Source organism: Paraburkholderia sp. WC7.3g (assembly GCF_050436345.1).
Classification (GTDB): Bacteria; Pseudomonadota; Gammaproteobacteria; order Burkholderiales; family Burkholderiaceae; genus Paraburkholderia; species Paraburkholderia podalyriae.
Genome location: NZ_JBNDMA010000001.1, coordinates 986,607 through 1,005,142, shown reverse-complemented (window position 1 = coordinate 1,005,142; position 18,536 = coordinate 986,607). Strand labels below are relative to the sequence as shown.

Genomic DNA, 18,536 nt, shown 5'->3' with positions numbered 1-18,536 from the left:
AAAAGAGATGGCACTGCAATCACTGGACATCAGACGCGTTTCCGCCACGACCACGCAGCCGCCGGTGATTCGCGAGCCGGCCACGGGCACGGTCGCGAAGCTCATCGACGTGTCGAAGTGCATCGGCTGCAAGGCGTGTCAGACGGCCTGCATGGAGTGGAACGATCTGCGCGACGAGATCGGCGTGAACGTGGGCGTCTACGACAATCCGCCCGACCTCACCGAGAATTCGTGGACCGTCATGCGGTTTGCCGAGTACGAGAATTCAGCCGGCGATATCGAATGGCTGATCCGCAAGGACGGCTGCATGCACTGCGAGGACCCGGGCTGTCTGAAGGCCTGTCCGTCGCCGGGCGCGATCGTGCAGTACACGAACGGCATCGTGGATTTCCACCAGGAGAACTGCATCGGCTGCGGCTTCTGCATCGCCGGCTGCCCGTTCGACATCCCGCGTATGTCGCAGAAGGATCGCCGCGTGTACAAGTGCACGCTGTGTTCGGATCGTGTGGCGGTCGGCCAGGAACCGGCCTGCGTGAAGACCTGCCCGACCGGCGCGATCATGTTCGGCACCAAGGAGGACATGAAGCAGCAGGCCGAGGACCGCATCGTCGATCTGAAGGAGCGCGGTTTTCAGAATGCTGGCCTGTATAACCCGGACAAGGTCGGCGGCACGCATGTGATGTACGTGTTGCACCACGCCGACCGGCCGTCGCTGTATCACGGCCTGCCGGACGATCCGCGCATCAGTCCGCTGGTGTCGTTGTGGAAGGGCATAGCCAAGCCGATCGGGCTCGCCATCATGGGAATCGCCGCACTCGCGGGCTTCTTCCACTACTCGCGCGTCGGTCCGAACGAGGTGTCTGAAGCCGACGAAGCCGCGGCCGTCAAAGAAGCCGAGGAAGCACGCCGTTCGCGGGAGGATACGCAATGAACCGCTCTGAGGACACCGACTTCACGGACGTGAAGGGCAATCGCCTGATCGTGCGCTATACGCCGAACGAGCGCACGAATCACTGGATCACCGCGATCTGTTTCATCCTGCTTGCGCTGTCCGGTCTCGCGATGTTTCATCCGTCGATGGCGTTTCTGTACGCGGTGCTCGGCGGCGGCCAGTGGACGCGGATTCTGCACCCGTTCATTGGCTGCGTGATGTTCATCTCGTTCCTGATTCTTGCGTTGCGCTTCTGGCATCACAACTATCTGGACCAGGCGGATATCCAGTGGATGAAGCAGATCGGCGACGTGCTGAACAATCGCGAGGAACGCCTGCCCGCGATCGGCAGGTACAACGCCGGGCAAAAGCTGCTGTTTTTCGTGATGGTGGTCTGTATGCTGCTGCTGTTGCTGAGCGGCATCGTAATCTGGCGGCGCTACTTCTCGTTCTATTTCCCGATGGACCTGATCCGGCTTTCGGCGGTCGTGCATGCGGCGACGGCGTTTTTGCTGATCGTCGGCGTCATCGTGCATATCTATGCGGCGTTGTGGGTCAAGGGCTCCGTTGGCGCGATGACGCGCGGCACCGTCACGTATGGCTGGGCGCGCAAGCATCATCCGAACTGGTTTCGGGAAATCATCGGCAAGTAAAGTAAGCTCGATCGGCGCTGCCCCAGGCGCGTGTTTCAATGCGCCGCACGCAGCGCCCCGCGCACCGGGCCGCCGCGCCTCGTCGATGACGGGCGGCGGCTCTTCAGTTTTCAGAGGTCGATATCTTGGCTCAACGCATTCTCGAAGCGGCCGACATCGAGTCGCTCGATCCCTCGGCAATACCCCGCATCCGCATGCCGGAGCGGCTCGCGGTGTTCGCGCCGCGCGCCGCGCGCCTGCGTCAGCTCGCCTCGCGCGGCAGCCCGATCGCCGGCTACCTGCGGCTGATGGCGGCGCTCGCCGATGCGCAGCAGGCGGTGCTCACGCACTTCAACGCGCAGCCGCCTGGCCCCGAACTGATCGCGAGCGCGCAGCAGTATTCGATGCCGCTGATTCCGGCGCTTTCCGGCGCGCGCGATCCGGCGTGGCGCGACGTGCTGCTGCAACTGCTCGACAAGATCGAAGCGGCGGGCCCGTTGACGCCGCCGCTGGTGGCGCTGTTGGCGCGCCTGCGCTCGCTCGACGTTGCCGCGCTCGAAGCGCAGGCCGACGCGATCTTCGCGCAACGCTTCGCCGACGTCGATCCGGCGAGCGCGCCGTTCATCATGGCGGCGCTGCAGGTCGTGTGGACCGATCTCGCCGCCGACATCGACAGGCGCGACGTGCCGTATCTCGACACGCCGGGCCTGTGCCCGGTGTGCGGCTCGCATCCGGTGGCGAGCACGGTGCGCATCGGCGGCGCGTACGACAACTATCGCTATCTGCAATGCGGATTGTGCGCGACCGAATGGCATATGGTCCGTAGCAAATGCTCTAACTGCGATTCGACGAAGGGCATCGCGTACCACGTAGCCGGCTCGCCCGACGCCGACGCTGCCGCGCGCGAGGCCGAATCGAAAAACGCCGCACTGAAGGCGGAGTCGTGCGACGAATGCCATACTTACCGCAAGATCGGCATTCAGGCGAAGGACTATGAGTTCGATCCATTCGCGGACGACCTCGCGAGCCTCACGCTCGATCTGCTGATGGGCGCGGAAGGTTACCGGCGCGCATCGCCGCATCCATGGCTGTGGCCGGAGCAGACGGCCGGCGCGGCCGAAACGGAGGGCGACGATTCGGCCTGACGGCGACCTGACCGGACCCAAGTTCAAAACGACATAAGGATTGCTCGTGAGCGATGTGAGCAGCTCGGAATTGCGCGCGCTGATGGCGCGCGTGCCGTCGGTGGACAAGGTCTTGGCGTCGGAAGAATTCGTGCCGCTCATCGGCGCATACGGCCGCCCCCAGGTACTCAACGCGCTGCGCGATGCGCTCGACGCGTGGCGCATCAGCGCGCAATCGGGCGATGCGGCGGCTAACCTGGCGGTGCGTGCGCTCGATGCCGCGCAACTGCACGCGACGGTCGCCGCGGCGCTGCTCGCACGCAACGCGTCGCGGCTTCGCAGCGTGTTCAATCTGACCGGCACCGTGTTGCACACGAATCTCGGCCGCGCGCTGCTGCCCGACGAGTCGGTGCGCGCCGTGATGACCGCGCTCACGCAACCGGCCAACCTCGAGTTCGATCTCGCTACGGGCACGCGCGGCGACCGCGACGACCTGATCGACGATCTGATTTGCGAGCTGACCGGCGCCGAAGCGGCGACCATCGTCAACAACAATGCGGCCGCGGTGCTGCTCACGCTGTCCGCGCTCGCGGCGAAGAAAGAAGTGGTGGTGTCGCGCGGCGAGCTCGTCGAAATCGGCGGCGCGTTTCGCATTCCCGACATCATGAGCCGCGCGGGCGCGAAGCTGTGCGAAGTCGGCACGACGAACCGCACCCATCTGAAGGATTACGAACAGGCGATCAACGCGCGCACCGCGCTGCTGATGAAGGTTCACGCGAGCAACTATGCGATCAGTGGCTTCACGAAGGAAGTCGGCATCGAAGAGATCGCGCCGCTCGCGCATGCGCGCGGGCTCGCGGTTGCCGTCGATCTCGGCAGCGGCACGCTCGTCGATCTCGGCGAATGGGGCTTGCCGCGCGAGCCGACCGTGCGCGAGACCGTCGCGGCCGGCGCCGATCTGGTCACGTTCAGCGGCGACAAGCTGCTCGGCGGTCCGCAAGCGGGCCTGATCGTCGGGCGGCGCGATCTGATCGCGAAGATCAAGAAGCATCCACTCAAGCGCGCGCTGCGCGTCGGCAAGCTGACGCTCGCGGCGTTGGAGCCGGTGCTGCAGCTGTATCGCGTGCCGGAGAAGCTGACCGAGCGGCTGACCACGCTGCGGCTGCTCACGCGGCCCGCTAAAGACATTCATGACGCCGCGCAGCGCGTGTTGCCGGCACTGCAGCAGGCGATCGACGCGCGCTACACCGTGGCCGCCGAGCCGATGTTCAGCCAGATCGGCAGCGGCGCATTGCCCGTCGACGTGCTGCCGAGCTATGGCCTCGTCGTCCGAATGACCGACGGCAAACGCGGCGGCCGCCATCTGCTCGCGCTCGAGAAGCAGTTGCGCGAGATGGCGCGGCCGGTCATCGGCCGGATCGCGGACGACGCGTTGCGGCTCGATTTGCGCTGCCTCGAAGCCGCCGACGAAGCACAATTGATCGCACAGCTGATCGCGCAACCGAAAAGCAACTGAAGGACAGGCACGCATGATCGTCGGTACAGCGGGGCATATCGACCACGGCAAAACGACCCTCGTGAAGGCACTCACCGGCGTCGATACGGACCGGCTCAAGGAAGAAAAGGCGCGCGGCATTTCGATCGAGCTCGGCTACGCGTACGTGCCGCTCGACAACGGCGACGTGCTCGGTCTGATCGACGTGCCGGGCCACGAAAAGCTCGTGCACACGATGACCGCGGGCGCGAGCGGCATCGACTTCGCGCTGCTCGTGATCGCCGCCGACGACGGCGTGATGCCGCAAACCCGCGAACATCTGGCGATCGTCGAATTGCTCGGCATCCAGCGCGGCGCAATCGCGTTGACGAAAGTGGATCGCGTCGACGGCGAGCGCCTGCGCGAAGTGCGCGACGAAGTGAGCGCGTTCGTCGGCGGCAGCGTGCTGCGCGACGCGCCGGTGTTCGGTACCTGCGCGACGCGCGCGGACGATGCGGGCGTTGCCGCGTTGAACGCGCATCTGCTCGAGCAGGCCGCTGCATGGCGCATGAAGCGCGACGACGGCCTGTTCCGCCTGGCCGTCGATCGCGTATTCACGCTCGCGGGGCAGGGCACGATCGTCACAGGGACTGTGGTAGCGGGCAGCGTGAGCGTCGGCGACACGATGCTGCTCGCGCCAAAAAATCAGTCGGTACGCGTGCGCAGCATTCACGCGCAGAATCGCCCCGCCGAAACCGGTCGCGCCGGCCAGCGCTGCGCGCTGAATCTGGCGGGCATCGACAAGAGTGCGATCGAGCGCGGCGACTGGATCGTCGACTCGCGATTGTCGCAGGCGAGCGAGCGCATCGACGTCATGCTGACGCTGCTCGCCGACGCGCCGCACGCGCTCGAACATTGGGCGCCGTTGCACGTGCATCTCGGCACGCAGCATCAGGTCACGCACGTCGCGCTGCTCGAAAGCGACACGTTCGCGCCCGGTCAGCGCGCGCGCGTGCAACTTGTGTTCGAGCGGCCGCTGTGCGCGGTGCCGGGCGATCGTTTCGTCGTGCGTAACGCGCAGGCCAATCGCACGGTGGGCGGCGGGCACGTGCTCGATCCGTTCGCTCCGGCGCGCAAGCGGCGCTCGCCGGAGCGCTTCGCCTGGCTCGACGCGATACAGACGCTGCTCGACACCGGTTCACTCGACTCGCTGTTCGCGTGCGCGCCGCACGGTTTATCGCGGACGTTGCTGGAACGCTTGACGGGGATGCCGGCGGCCGCGCTCGCGTTGCCGGCCGGGACACGCGCGATCGAACTACCCGGCCACGAGGCGCTGCTGGTCGCGGACGCGACATGGCGTGCGCTCGCCGGGCGGCTGACCAGCGTGCTCGCGCAATACCACGAGCGCTCGCCGGATGAGCTGGGCCCGGACGCGTCGCGCTTGCGGCGCATCGCGGCGCCATTGGTCGACGACGCGCTGTGGCGTGCGCTGGTCGACGATGCGGCGGCGCGTGGCGAGCTCGTCAAACGCGGACCGTGGCTGCATTTGCCTGGCCACACCGTGACGCTCGACGCCGCCGATCAGGCGCTTGCCGCGACGCTGCTGCCCGAGATCGAGGCGGGGCGGTTCGATCCGCCGTGGGTGCGCGACCTCGCGAACGCGCACGGTGTGCCCGAGGAGCGTGTGCGTCAGTTGCTGCGCAAGCTCGCGCGTCGGGGCGACCTGTTCCAGGTCGTGCGTGATCTGTTCTATCACCAGCGGGTGATTCGCGAGCTTGCGTCGATCGCGGCGAGCGAGGCGCACAAGAACGCCGGCACCGTGGCGGCCGCGCCGTTTCGCGACGCGACCGGACTCGGCCGCAAACGCGCGATCCAGCTTTTGGAGTTCTTCGACCGGGTTGGCTATACTCGCTTTCACCGTGGCCTGCATCTCGTGCGCACGGATAGTCGCTGGCTCGATCTACCTTGAACTTGCTGGCGCTCTGTTTCAAACGGCCACGCGTCATTTGATCACCGTAGGAAGGCATTCGTATCCGGTGGTGCGGCTGGGCTTCAAACCCAGTTGGGGGCGTCAGACGCTCTCGGGTCGGTTCGACTCCGGCTGCCTTCCGCCAGTGTAGTTTCGACGGCGCTGTTATCTTATGTGGAGGAACTCATAAATCTTCCATTCGGAAGATTTGTACTAAACCGCTGACGCGGTAGTGGGGGGAGAGCAAGAGTCCGTGCCTCGCGTTCGCCTCGTGCGGTTGCCTGATGCCGAACCACAGCGAACTGGCGGGAAGGCCACCAGGAGCAGGATGGAGATGCCCGATCGGGTATTCCGTCCACTGTTCCAGGAGGCTCGCCATGACGCCGCTGCGCCAACGCATGCTGCACGACATGCAAATCCGCAACCTTGCGCTCAACACGCAGAAGACCTATCTACTGCAGGTTTCCAGTTTCGCCCGACACTTCCAGCGTTCACCGGAGGCACTCGGCCCCGAAGAGATTCGCGCCTGGATCATCCACCTCACCAACGAACGCGAGCTTGCGCCAGCGAGTGTGCAACTGGCCGTCGGCGCGTTGCGCTTCCTGTATCGAACCTCGCTCAGACGCGACTGGAGCGACGAGGACTTTCCCTTGCCCAGGCGGCCCGTGAAGCTTCCGATCATCCTCAGCTTCGATGAAGTCACGCGTTTCTTCGAGTCGATTCCCAGCCTGAAGCAGCGTGCCATCCTGATGACTGCATACGCCGCTGGCCTGCGTGTGTCGGAGGTCATCCACCTGAAGGTCACTGATATCGACAGTAAGCGGATGATGATCCGTGTGAACCAGGGCAAAGGCCGTAAGGACCGCTATGTAATGCTCTCGCCGCGACTGCTTGAGATCTTGCGACTGTACTGGCAGAACGCACACCCGAGGGACTGGCTCTTTCCAGGCAGCATTCCAGGGCGGCCCATCACCCGCCATGCCGTGGGCGAGGCATGCCAGCTTGCGCGTGAACGCAGCGGCATCACGAAACCCGTTACCCCGCATTCGCTGCGTCACGCCTTCGCCACTCACCTGCTTGAAACGGGTGCCGACGTGCGAAGGATCCAGCTTCTGATGGGACATCGCAGTCTGGCTACGACGGCCCGCTACCTGAAGCTGGCGACCAGTACTGTGTGCGCCACCACCAGCCCCTTCGATCTGCTGCCGCATCCTGCACCCATTCCGTCCCAGCCGCCTGCGCCCGAATACTTCTGACGCCGGCGATGCGACCGGTGCTCGAAGTGGCGGACATCTTCCGCCGCTGCGGCCCACAGTACCGGCACACCCATGCCGACGGGCTCAGTCGTGCCCAGCGGCGCGTGATGAGTGCGATTGAGCTGTGTCGCACCGCCGCGCTCGGTGGTCATGTCGAGCAGTGCGATTCGTGCGGCCATCAGCGCATCGCCTACGACTCGTGCCGCAATCGCCATTGCCCGAAGTGTCAGTCGCTCGCCCGCGCTCAATGGCTCGAGCGCCGGCATGCCGAACTGCTGCCCGAGGTGGAATATTTCCATGTCGTCTTCACGCTGCCAGAGCCCATCGCCGCACTCGCGTACCAGAACAAGAAGACGCTCTACGATCTGCTGTTTCGCACCAGCGCCGAGACGCTGCGCACGATCGCCGCCGATCCGAAACACCTGGGCGCGGAGATTGGCTTCATCACGGTCCTGCACACGTGGGGGCAGAACCTGCTGCACCATCCGCACGTGCATTGCGTCGTACCCGGCGGCGGCATCGCCCCGGACGGCGAGCGCTGGATCGCCTGCCGGCCCGGCTTCTTCCTGCCCGTGCGCGTGCTCTCGCGCCTGTTTCGCCGCCTGTTCCTCGACCAGCTGCGCCGTGCGTTCGACGCCGGCGTGCTGCGCTTCCACAGCCAGCTCGAGCCGCTGCGTGACCCGCGAGCGTTCGCCGCCTGGCTCGCACCCGCCGCTCACGCGGAGTGGGTCGTCTATGCGAAACCACCCTTTGGCGGTGCTGAACACGTACTCGATTACCTGGGCCGCTACACCCATCGCGTCGCCATCTCGAACAACCGGCTGCTGTGCTTCGATGGCGATTCGGTCACCTTCCGGTGGAAAGACTACCGGCACGAAACCAGGCACAGGACCATGACGCTCACGGCCGACGAGTTCACGCGCCGCTTCCTGCTGCACGTGCTGCCCGACGGCTTCAAGCGTATCCGCAGCTACGGGTGGCTCGCCAACTGTCATCGGGCAGAGCGACTTGCCACCTGCCGGCGGCTGCTCGGCGTCGAGCCGCCCGCCACTGCGTCACCCGTCATGGGCGAAGACTACCGCGACCGTTACCTGCGGCTCACCGGCAAATCCCTTCAAGATTGCCCCGTGTGCGGCAAGGGCCACATGGTTCGCATCGAAGGCGGTGCGCCTGGCATCCTGCCGCGGGCTCCCCCTGAGCCGACCCATGTGGACTGACCCGCATCCGCATTGCCCTCCACCACGTTGGCCGTTCCCGATGGGACCAACGCGAGCGGACTCGTGCGTCCGATTCCCAGGCACAACAGAATGCCGCGAAACTCCGCATTCCTTGCCCATTGACGCCCGCATTTCCGCTGTCTTCGCGCGACGGGCCCGGCCAACCATTCGATTGCCGCGCGCCACCCGTGCGCCGGGCATCACAAATCACCGCGACGATCATTCAATGCCCATAAACGCCGGCGCCTGCGGAGCGGTTTAGCACAAACATTTTTTTGATTACCGATCGCGGACTGGCCCCGACTCGGCTGTTCACCCGTCAGTAGCCGCGATCGCCAACCAAAAAAATCTCTGCTTTATGAGTTCCTCCACATAAACGCTCGCAAAAAGGACAGGGAGTCATGAGTACCAGGAACCACATTAGGTATCAGGCGAAAGAGGGTGATCAGCCCGGCTGGGATCTCTACACCGAAATTCTTGAGCCGGACGACGTCGTGTATCTCGAGCTCGACGGTGTAGCCGCTGAAGTCACGATGCTCGGCAACATGGAGCGCGGCCCGGGCACGGTGCTGTTGCGCCTGCCGGTTGACACTGCGAAGCAGCTTGGTCTCGTGCCGCCGGACTGGGAAAATTCTGACTGGGCAAAAGGATAGGTCATGCGCGAATACCGGGACAGGACGGTGCAGGAGGTCGCGGCATGCACATGCGACCGCTGCGGCCGGCGCATGACGCCCGTTGACGATCAGTGGGAGTGGTACGAAAAGATGTCGCTCGATTGGCGTGGCGGCTTTGGCTCGATTTTCGGCGACGGCGCCCATGTGAGCCTTGACCTTTGCCAGCAGTGTGTCCGCGATACGCTGGGGCGTTGGCTTCGCGTCGATCCGCCGTCCGCACCGGATGGCTCAATGCAAGCCCTGAAGGGCGTCGTGCCCCGACCCAATGCGCCGGTATCTGTCGACAGGATGAATCCATGGGAATTTCACGAGCGCGACTAGAGGGCTTACCGCCCCATGCGGCTCCGCGCGTCGCTCAGACTGCCGATCATGGATTGCCGTTTCTCATGGGGCATCCCGAACTCACCGTCGCGACACTCAGGCGGCTCGTTACCTTCGGTTGAACAGGTTAGCCTTATCGCTGAACGAGTCTTGTCGACCGCATCGCCGCCGGTGCGACGTTGGGAGTTCAAGCGCAGGTAACAAGATGGACCGGTCGTTCATGACGGCGCCTCAGAGGCAGCAGCTCGGCCTGAGCCGTCATTCGAGCATCGGTGCCGGTCAGACGGGTATGGGGCGCTTTCCTGTCATTCACAGGTCGGTGGTCGCGAATGACTCGTCCCGCGGAAAGCGAACGAGTACTTGCGACCCCGAGCGGCCGCCCACATCAATCTGCCGAACGTCGCCTCTGGAACCGGACGTTTATCCCCCGTCATGGCGAAAGGAAGCCGCTTGCGCCAATTCGCACGAGTAAACTGACAATCGTCGAATCGTGGTGTAGCAACGCTCTATGGTTTCGGGCGTGCCGCCCCTGTCAGCACCTAGAAGAGATGCCTCAGACCAACCATCGCGCCGGTTTGACCCATCCCCGCGCCAGGCGTAGCACCTGCGCCCCCCGAGCTGACGCCGTATCGCGCGTGGGTACTGTTCGCGAGGTATGCTACCTGAGTGTAGACAGCGCTCCGCTTTGAAAGGAAGTACATGACGCGTACCGTACTTAACGTCGCGCGCGTATCGTGTTCGCGGTTTATGATCCGATAGGCTTCTCCATCGACATTCAAAAATGGTGTAACCAGATAGGAAGCGCCGGCATAGTAAATGTTTGACCGGACGCTCGCCGTGCTAGCTGAGGCTGGTTCAACGCTGCGTCCAAGCCATCCGCCAACAATTTTCACACCAGAAAATCTCACATAAGCATTCGCCTGTATGCGAGTGTCCTTGTCGCCACTACTCGCAATCGCGACTGGCGCCACCCCGTCGAAGAAGCTGAACGCTGCATTCGTCCCACCACGCTGTTCCTCGTACGACGCCACTACCCCGAACATGGGTGCATCGTACTTCACCATCGCCGACCAACCCCGACACTGATTGAAGTCGCTCGCGATGGATCCCGCGCAAGTCCCTTGTCCCGGCGAGTTTCCGGTGCCGGCTGAATCTCGGCCAAAAGAGTAAGTTGCGCCGAGTGTGAATCCGGCGAACGTGCCCTTGTAAGCAATGCTGTTATCGCTTCGTGCATTCGGCACATATGCGTCAAGCGATCCAAGGCTATAGATGGCGGGCCCGAGCACATCGTTATCGAGCAGGGCAAGGTAGGTGATGGTGTACTGACGACCAAACGAAACGGTGCCGAACGGCCCACTAACGCCAACCCATGACTGCCGGCCGAAAAGCCGGCCCCCTTGCCCAAGATCCCCGCCTCGCAGATTGAAGCCGCCCTCCAGAGTAAAAACAGCTTTATATCCGCCGCCGAGGTCTTCGGATCCACGCAAACCCCACCGCGACGGAAGCGAACCAGTAATCGCTGGCATCCGGAAAAGCTTGTCGCCCGACGCATTCGCATGCGAAATATATTCGATCCCTGTGTCAACGATGCCGTAGAAGATCACGCTGCTCTGACAGAAAGCAGGCATGGTGAAGAGTGCACCCACAAGTGATATGTAGTACTTACTGTAGTTCATGTGTCTCCGCCGGTGATATTTATCGTGTGTGCCGTCAAGCCAAGAGAGCCACGGCCAGTAAATCGTCTGCACAGCGGCAAGCCAGCATGTACTAGGACTCCAGTTTCGTCACGGGACACCCATTTGGCAACCAGATGGGTTAAATAACGGTAATAGATAAAATGAATAACACCGCCCGACTTAAGGAAGGCAAGAAATCGGTCGTCACCTATCGTCGTCTAGCCGATCCATCGTCTCCAAATAACTCGAGCACTTGAGCCCGCAGCCAGCGGTTGCCTGGATCGTTCTGCTGGGAGCGGTGCCAATGCTGTTTCAGATCGAATGACGGCATCGAATAGGGAGGTTCGAGCGCGTGCACATCGGCAAACCGTGCGAACACCTCTGCTACGGCAGCCGGGACGGTCACAACGAGGTCAGTGGAAGCAATAACCATCGGAATGCTCAGGAAATGCGGCGAATGGAGCATCTCGCGGCGCTGGACACCTTTCGCCTTCAGGAATTGCTCTACGATTTCCTGGCTGCGACCTTCGGCCTGCACGACTGCGTGCGGCAGCGACTGAAACTGCTTCTTCGTCAGTCCTTCCGATACCACCGGATGATCGGCCCGGACCAGACAGACAAAGCCATGACGAAACAATCGCTGCTGGAAGACGTCTGTGCCCTGAAGATCCGGAAAGTAACCGATGGCGAGATCCACTTCGCTGCGCTGCAACGCCGCCATCAGATCCTTCGGATCGGTCGACACAGTGCGCACGTCGACGAGCGGTGCATCTCTCGCGATCCGTTTCATGATTTTTGGAAGGAAGACCATTTCTCCAACGTCCGACATTGCGAGAGTGAACGTTCGGCGCGCTGTGCCTGAGTCGAAACTGGGCGCCGTGAGGATATGTTCACGGATATCGGCCAGGATCGACTGAACGACTGGGGTCAGCGCGAGCGCGCGCGAGGTCGGCTCCATCCCGTGCCGCACCTTTACGAATAAAGGGTCGCCGAGCTGTTCGCGTAGATGTTTGAGCGAATACGACACCGACGGCTGGCTCAGGCCGAGTTCCTCGGCGGCCTTACCGACGTGTCCATGCCGCTGCAACGCGTCAAAGACCCTGATCAGATTCAGATCGAAGTTATCCATTTTGTCTATCACCGTTATTTACGCTATCTGATTGCCAGATGATAAGGCAGCCGTGAAACTTGCGGAAAGTCAATTTAGCGAAGCAACGACGGAAGGGTTCCGTCGATGTCTTCCCGACGATATGGAGACAACTATGTTTGCCAAAAACTCGTGGTACGTCGCGGCATGGGCCGACGAAGTAGAAACCCGCCCCTTCGCCCGGACGCTCCTGAACGAGCCCGTCGTCCTGTTCAGAGGCGCAGGCGGCACAGTGGCAGCGCTGGAGGATCGATGCTGTCATCGTGCCTTGCCGTTGCGCCACGGCGATGTCGTGGGAGACTGTCTGCGATGCGCCTACCATGGACTGGAATACGATCTGAATGGGCAATGCGTCCGCATTCCCGGTCAGGACAGGATCCCGTCCAAGGCAAAGGTGAAGGCCTATCAGGTCGTCGAGCGCGACGACCTGATCTGGATCTGGATGGGCGATACCGAAAAGGCAGATGCGAACAGGATTCCGGCATACCCGTGGCATCAGGATGGCAGATGGCGGTACAAGAAAAACACGTACCTCATTGAAGCGAACCATCTGCTGATCTACGACAATCTGCTCGACCTGACACATCTCGGCTACGTACACAAGCAGACTATCGGTGGCGATGCCGAAACTCACTTCGCGGCGACGACGAAGACGACGCGCACGGACAGCGGCGTTCGTGTCGAGCGCTGGATGCCGAATTGTGTTCCCCCGCCGACATATACCGCTGCCTTTACATTTGGCACTGATCGGGTCGATCGCTGGCAAGAAATCGAGTTCGAACCCGGGCTCGTGCGAATTTTCACGGGAGCCAAGGACGTAGGCGCTGGAGCACCGGAAGGGCAGCGTGACGGCGGATATGGCTTCCGCGGGCTGAACGCGATGACCCCGGAAACGGAAGACACAACGCATTACTTCTGGTCGGCCGCGCATAATTTCCGCCTTGATGAGCCCTCGGTTACTGAAGAGATCTATCGAAACATCGTGGTCACATTCGGCGAAGACAAGGAAATCATTGAGTCGCAATATCGGAGTGTGAAGCGTACTCCCGACAGGCCGTTCGTCGACATCGCATTTGATATCGCCCCAGTGCAGGCGCGTCGACAGTGGACCGCAATGATCAAGGCCGAGTCCGCGCCGGCGTCACTCGAAGCGCAAACCGCGTCGGTCTGAGTTCGGGCGGAAAATATCATGAGTTTGACAGTCACAGTCACGAACAGGCAGCTGGTCGCCGAGGATGTCTGCGCGTTCGATCTGGTAAATGCGGACGGAAATCCTCTTCCGTCGTTCACCGCAGGCTCACACATTGACGTGCATCCACCCGGCGGTCCCGTTCGCCAATATTCGATATGTAACGACCCCAACGAAACGCACAGGTACTCGATTGGCGTACTGAAGGACCCCGCTTCTCGTGGTGGTTCGATTGCCATGCACGAACTTAGGGAAGGAACGACCCTCACGATCAGCCTGCCGCGAAATCACTTTCAGCTATCAAAGGACGCGCATCACTCCGTTCTAGTGGCTGGTGGTATTGGGATTACGCCGCTTTTGTCGATGGCCGAAAGCCTCTACACGACCGGCGAATCATTCGAACTCCATTACTGCGCCCGCTCAAGCTCCAAGCTCGCTTTCATGGAACGCCTGAAAGGCTCACGCTTCGTGTCGAATGTCATCTTGCACGTTGACGATGGCGACGCTACGCAGCGTTTCAATGCTACGTCTGTCTTCAGCGCTGCCAATAATCCCGCCACTCACGTGTATGTCTGCGGGCCAGGTGGTTTCATCGATTACGTCCTGGGGGCTGCTCGCGCTGCCGGATATCGCGACGAGCTATTGCATCGCGAATATTTTGCCGCCGCAATTGAAGACACCGATGAAGAGGACCGAGCGTTCCAGATTCGAATCGCAAGCAGCGGCGAGGTCCTATCAGTCGGCGCTGACGAAACGGCCTTATCAGTACTCGCCAAACATGGCGTTGACATTCCGACTTCGTGTGAACAAGGCGTCTGCGGTACATGCCTTACACGCGTTCTCGATGGCACACCGCTGCACAGGGACATGTTCCTGACCGATGAAGAGCGTGCGGCTAATGACCGGTTCACGCCTTGTTGTTCGCGCTCACGTTCGCCGGTGCTTGTGCTCGATCTGTAGATGACGCAGGAGTATGGCGTCACGCATAACAATGCGATGTCTTGCGCTCCGAGAAGAGCGGGTGCGTATTCCACGCAAAGAGAACAGCCGTTCCACTGCAAAGTGAATCGTGATTCCACGGCAAAGAGAACAAGAATTCCACACCATCGCGAACAAACTGAGCGCAGCGACGCGGGACCTTTGCCTTTTTACTCGGACTGCTGCTTCGCGGTCAATCGGCTACGTGTCTTGCGCAGTGATTCGCCCGCGAGGGTGATGCGATGTGCGTTGTGCACGAGCCGGTCGAGGATCGCGTCGGCGACGGTCGGCTCGCCGATCGCTTCATGCCAGTGATCCACTGGAATCTGGCTGGTGGCGAGCGTGGATCGGTGTCCGTGCCGGTCATCGAGCACCTCCAGCAGGTCGCGCCTGGCCGAATCGGTCAGCGGCGCCATGGCCAGATCGTCGAGAATCACGAGATCCGTCTTGGCCAGTTGCGCAAGCCACCGCGCGTAGTGCCCGCTGCCGTGTGCGATCGCCAGTTCCTCGTTCAGCTTCGGCACGCGCAGATAGCAGGCGGAGAACCCCTGACGGCACGCCTGGATGGCGAAGGCGCAACCCAACCAGCTCTTGCCGAGCCCGGTCGGGCCAACCAGGATCAGGTTCTGCCTCTCCCGAAGCCACTCACCGGTCAGCAGTCGGGCGGTAAGCGCCCGGTCCAGCCCGCGGGCGGTGCGATAGTCGATGTCCTCGGGCGACGCGTCAGGGACCTTCAGTCTGGCCCGGCGCAGCCGGGCCGCCGTTTGTCGCGAGTCACGCTCGCTGGCTTCGCGCTCGACCAGCAGCCCCAGACGCTCTTCAAAGCCCAGCCGGTCAATGCCGTCCTGGGTCTGTTGCTCGGCAAGCGCCGCCGCCATGCCGGGCAGGCGCAGCGCGTGCAGTTTGTCGACAGTGGGATGTTGCAGCATAACGACTCCCTTTCAATGATAGTAAGACGGCCCGCGCACGTTGGCGTGCATGAGCGGCAGGTCAGCCTGGGCGGGAGCCGCGTCGGGCTCCCGGTCCAGGCCATTCTTCAGCGTCGAGGCAATGAACTTGTAGTTCGGCGCTTTCAGATCGATGGCGCGGCGGCAGGCGGCTTCGAGCCGGTCGCGCCCGTAGTCCTTGCCCATGCGCAGCACGCCCAGGCAGGTTCGATAGGATTGCTGCGGGTGCTTGCGGGCACCCAGCAGGTGCTGGATAACGGCCGCCGTATGCGGACCGATGTCGGCGGCCCAGTTGCGCAGCCGCTGCGGATCCCAGCCTTTCGCGACCGCGAGATGCTCGGGCGGCATGTGCGCGTCGATCGTGGTGTGGTGGCGAGCTCGGGCGCTTTTGCCGTGGGCGGCAATGCGTTGGCCACGATGGAAGATTTCGACGGTGCTGGCCGTGTGACGCATGTCGACCTGCTCGCGCGCGTAGCGGTACGGCACCGAGTAGTAGTGCTGATCGAGCTCAACGTGGTAGTCCGGGCCGACGCGTGCGACCTTCCATTCCGCGTACTGATACGGCCGCTCGGGCAACGGCCTGAGCGCCGGGCGATCGATCTCGTCGAAGACGCTACGGCGGGAGCCAGGTAATTTCTTGAAGGGCCGGTTGTTCAGATCGGTCAGCAAGGCGGCGACCGCCCGGTTTGCCCCGTCCAGACTGAAGAAGCGCTGGTTGCGCAGGCGGGCGAGGACCCATCTCTGCACCAGGAGAACCGATAACTCTGCTTTCAGCTTGTCTCGCGGTTTTTTAATGCGAGCCGGGATCACAGCCACGGAGTAATGCCCGGCCATTTTCTGGTAGGTTGGATTGATGTCCGGATCGTAGAACCCAGGCTTGTGGACGCCCGATTTCAGGTTGTCAGGGACCAGGATTTCGACCAGACCGTCATAGAACGCGAAGGCGCGCACGTGCGAGCCGATCCAGTCTGGCAACTTCTGGGTCCAGGTGAGTTCCGCGAAGGTGAAGCCGGACACGCCGAGCGCAGCGACGAACAACTCGGCCTCGCGGATTTCACCGGTGTCCGGGTTGATGATGCCCAGCTTCTTGCTCGAGTAGTCGACGAACAGCTTCTGGCCCGGCACGTGCGTTTGCCGCATCGTGACCGGCAGCCGCTGCGCCCATTCCTGGTAGGCCTTGCAGAACCAGCTGTAGCCGCAGCCGTCCGGATGCTGCGCCTTGTATTCCTGCCACAGCAGATCAAGCGTGACGCCTTTCCTGCCGATCTCGCGATGCACCGTCGGCCAGTCCGGCATGCCGCGCGTTGGCTCGCGCCGCGCCGGCGGCGGATACAGCCTCGCCTCGAGCGCCGCGTCGTCCGTTAGCAGTTCCGCTGGCAGCGGCCAGCCCAGCCCCGCCAGCCGCGTGCGGCGCAGGTAATGCCACACCGTTGTTGTCGAGGCGCCGACCGCGTCGGCGATCTCCCTCTGGTTGCGGTCGCACTCGAAATGCAGCCGCAGCACTTCCCTGATTTTGCGCATGGTCAACCTGACATTTGCCATTCGGCACTCCCGACAAAACCGTCGATCGTGCCACCGTTTACCCGCGTCGCCGCCACCCCGAAATCCTGTTCGCGATGGCGTGGAAACCCTGTTCTTTTTGCCGTGGAATCGGCATTAACTTTGCCGTGGAATTCGTGTTCTTTTGCCGTGGAATTCCTGTTCACTTTGGCGTGGAATATTCAAGCGGGCTCGCAGATTTAACCATGTAACTGTATTGCCCGCCGTCTGAAGCGGGTAGGAGACTATTGTGCGTACTCAGGTTGGAATCATCGGCGCTGGACCGGCCGGACTTCTTCTTTCACACCTCCTGCATCTGGAAGGCATTGAATCGGTTGTGATTGAAAGCCGCAGCAGAGTGGAGATCGAAGCGACCATTCGAGCCGGGGTCCTTGAGCAAGGGACTATGGACCTACTCAGCAAATGTGGGCTCGGCGAGCGCATGCGCCGGGAAGGCGCGTTACATCGCGGATTTGAGCTCGCATTTGAGGGCGGCCGACACCGGATCGATCTGACTGAACTGACCGACCATGCAATCACAGTGTATGCACAGCACGAAGTGATTAAGGATCTTGTAGCGGCGCGGGTTGCAGCTGGGTCAGAGCCGGTCTTCAGCGTATCGGACACGTCGTTGGACGGATTGGAGTCGGAGCGACCGAGCATTCGATACACCTGCGATGGCGAGGAACACGTGCTCGAATGCGACCACATCGTAGGTTGCGACGGATTTCATGGGCCATCGCGCGCGGCGATCCCGGAACATCTGCGGAGCGAATATCAGCGGATCTATCCGTTCGGCTGGTTCGGCATTCTCGTAGAAGCGCCGCCGTCGAGTGAAGAGCTTATTTATGCGCGACATGATCGCGGGTTTGCTCTGATTAGTACACGCTCGCCCGGTGTACAGCGGATGTATTTCCAATGCGATCCAAGTGGTTCCGTGGAGAACTGGTCCGACGACCGGATCTGGTCGGAACTCCACGCCCGCGTGGAGGCGAAAGATGGATGGAAGCTTACCGAAGGCAAAATATTTCAGAAAAATATCGTCGGGATGCGCAGCTTCGTATGCAGCACGATGCGACATGGAAAACTTTTCCTTGCTGGGGACGCTGCGCACATCGTCCCGCCAACTGGTGCTAAGGGGATGAATCTGGCGGTGAACGACGTTCGCATCCTTTCTGAGGCGTTCAAATTGCTTTACGCAACCGGTAGCGAAGCCAAACTCGACGCTTACCCGGACGATGCGCTGAAACGGGTATGGCGCGCGGAGCATTTTTCGTGGTGGATGACAAGCATGCTGCACCGGTTTGACGACGCCACCCCCTTCCAGCAGCAACTGCAGGTCGCGGAACTCAAGTACGTCGCGTCTTCCCGTGCGGCCTCGACTGCTCTCGCCGAGAACTACGTGGGAATGCTTGCGAGCTGAATGCGTGCCAGTCACTGAGGGGCTAGAGATTAATTTTCG

The 18,536-nt window shown here is 62.1% G+C and carries 17 protein-coding genes and 1 tRNA gene; 13 read left to right on the top strand and 5 right to left on the bottom strand.

Annotated features, from left to right (window positions below; genetic code table 11):
- The first annotated feature begins 7 nt into the window (after nucleotides 1-7).
- From fdxH to OKW43_RS04660, 10 genes are all read left to right on the top strand, one after another.
- Nucleotides 8-931 carry a formate dehydrogenase subunit beta gene (gene fdxH / locus OKW43_RS04705; RefSeq protein ID WP_187638722.1) on the top strand — a complete coding sequence of 308 codons (924 nt, stop codon included), beginning with the start codon at nucleotides 8-10 and terminating at the stop codon, nucleotides 929-931.
- A complete protein-coding gene (locus OKW43_RS04700; protein WP_429445573.1) occupies nucleotides 928-1,584 on the top strand; it encodes a formate dehydrogenase subunit gamma in 657 nt (218 codons plus the stop codon). The genes fdxH and OKW43_RS04700 overlap by 4 nt, the downstream gene beginning before the upstream one ends.
- A gap of 125 nt (nucleotides 1,585-1,709) precedes the next feature.
- Nucleotides 1,710-2,708 (top strand): formate dehydrogenase accessory protein FdhE, encoded by a 999-nt coding sequence (fdhE, locus tag OKW43_RS04695; RefSeq protein ID WP_187638724.1) that lies wholly within the window; start codon nucleotides 1,710-1,712, stop codon nucleotides 2,706-2,708.
- 46 nt (nucleotides 2,709-2,754) lie between these two features.
- The gene (gene selA / locus OKW43_RS04690) at nucleotides 2,755-4,203 is read left to right on the top strand and encodes an L-seryl-tRNA(Sec) selenium transferase (RefSeq protein ID WP_429445571.1); all 1,449 of its coding nucleotides are present in this window, start codon (nucleotides 2,755-2,757) and stop codon (nucleotides 4,201-4,203) included.
- 13 nt (nucleotides 4,204-4,216) lie between these two features.
- A complete protein-coding gene (gene selB, locus OKW43_RS04685; protein ID WP_429445569.1) occupies nucleotides 4,217-6,130 on the top strand; it encodes a selenocysteine-specific translation elongation factor in 1,914 nt (637 codons plus the stop codon).
- Between the two features lie 49 nt (nucleotides 6,131-6,179).
- A tRNA-Sec gene (locus tag OKW43_RS04680) sits at nucleotides 6,180-6,275 on the top strand.
- Nucleotides 6,276-6,507: 232 nt separating this feature from the next.
- Nucleotides 6,508-7,386: a tyrosine-type recombinase/integrase gene (locus OKW43_RS04675; RefSeq protein ID WP_429445567.1), complete on the top strand. Its 879-nt coding sequence runs from the start codon at nucleotides 6,508-6,510 to the stop codon at nucleotides 7,384-7,386.
- Between the two features lie 8 nt (nucleotides 7,387-7,394).
- Nucleotides 7,395-8,603: an IS91 family transposase gene (locus OKW43_RS04670; protein ID WP_429445565.1), complete on the top strand. Its 1,209-nt coding sequence runs from the start codon at nucleotides 7,395-7,397 to the stop codon at nucleotides 8,601-8,603.
- Nucleotides 8,604-9,004: 401 nt separating this feature from the next.
- A complete protein-coding gene (locus OKW43_RS04665; RefSeq protein ID WP_187638727.1) occupies nucleotides 9,005-9,256 on the top strand; it encodes a hypothetical protein in 252 nt (83 codons plus the stop codon).
- 3 nt (nucleotides 9,257-9,259) lie between these two features.
- A complete protein-coding gene (locus tag OKW43_RS04660) occupies nucleotides 9,260-9,598 on the top strand; it encodes a hypothetical protein (protein WP_429445563.1) in 339 nt (112 codons plus the stop codon).
- A gap of 539 nt (nucleotides 9,599-10,137) precedes the next feature.
- Here the strand turns inward: OKW43_RS04660 and OKW43_RS04655 are convergent.
- Complete coding sequence (locus tag OKW43_RS04655; protein ID WP_429445561.1) at nucleotides 10,138-11,274, bottom strand: porin; 1,137 nt, start codon at nucleotides 11,272-11,274, stop codon at nucleotides 10,138-10,140.
- 208 nt (nucleotides 11,275-11,482) lie between these two features.
- On the bottom strand, nucleotides 11,483-12,403 hold the full coding sequence (locus OKW43_RS04650) for a LysR family transcriptional regulator (RefSeq protein ID WP_429445559.1): 921 nt from the start codon (nucleotides 12,401-12,403) through the stop codon (nucleotides 11,483-11,485).
- Nucleotides 12,404-12,536: 133 nt separating this feature from the next.
- On the opposite strand from OKW43_RS04650, the gene OKW43_RS04645 reads away from it, so the two are divergent.
- Nucleotides 12,537-13,592: a Rieske 2Fe-2S domain-containing protein gene (locus tag OKW43_RS04645; protein ID WP_429445557.1), complete on the top strand. Its 1,056-nt coding sequence runs from the start codon at nucleotides 12,537-12,539 to the stop codon at nucleotides 13,590-13,592.
- A gap of 18 nt (nucleotides 13,593-13,610) precedes the next feature.
- The gene (locus OKW43_RS04640) at nucleotides 13,611-14,570 is read left to right on the top strand and encodes a PDR/VanB family oxidoreductase (protein ID WP_429445555.1); all 960 of its coding nucleotides are present in this window, start codon (nucleotides 13,611-13,613) and stop codon (nucleotides 14,568-14,570) included.
- 188 nt (nucleotides 14,571-14,758) lie between these two features.
- Here the strand turns inward: OKW43_RS04640 and istB are convergent, their stop codons facing one another.
- From istB to OKW43_RS04625, 3 genes are read right to left on the bottom strand one after another with little or no spacing between them, the layout of a single operon-like run.
- Nucleotides 14,759-15,517: an IS21-like element helper ATPase IstB gene (gene istB, locus OKW43_RS04635; RefSeq protein ID WP_429445553.1), complete on the bottom strand. Its 759-nt coding sequence runs from the start codon at nucleotides 15,515-15,517 to the stop codon at nucleotides 14,759-14,761.
- Between the two features lie 12 nt (nucleotides 15,518-15,529).
- Nucleotides 15,530-17,077, bottom strand: a complete 1,548-nt coding sequence (gene istA / locus OKW43_RS04630) for an IS21 family transposase (RefSeq protein WP_429445551.1) — start codon at nucleotides 17,075-17,077, stop codon at nucleotides 15,530-15,532.
- On the bottom strand, nucleotides 17,059-17,241 hold the full coding sequence (locus OKW43_RS04625; protein WP_187638733.1) for a hypothetical protein: 183 nt from the start codon (nucleotides 17,239-17,241) through the stop codon (nucleotides 17,059-17,061). Before OKW43_RS04625 ends, istA begins: the two co-directional genes overlap by 19 nt.
- Nucleotides 17,242-17,324: 83 nt before the next feature.
- On the opposite strand from OKW43_RS04625, the gene OKW43_RS04620 reads away from it, so the two are divergent.
- A complete protein-coding gene (locus tag OKW43_RS04620; protein WP_429445549.1) occupies nucleotides 17,325-18,497 on the top strand; it encodes a 4-hydroxybenzoate 3-monooxygenase in 1,173 nt (390 codons plus the stop codon).
- Nucleotides 18,498-18,536 lie beyond the last annotated feature (39 nt).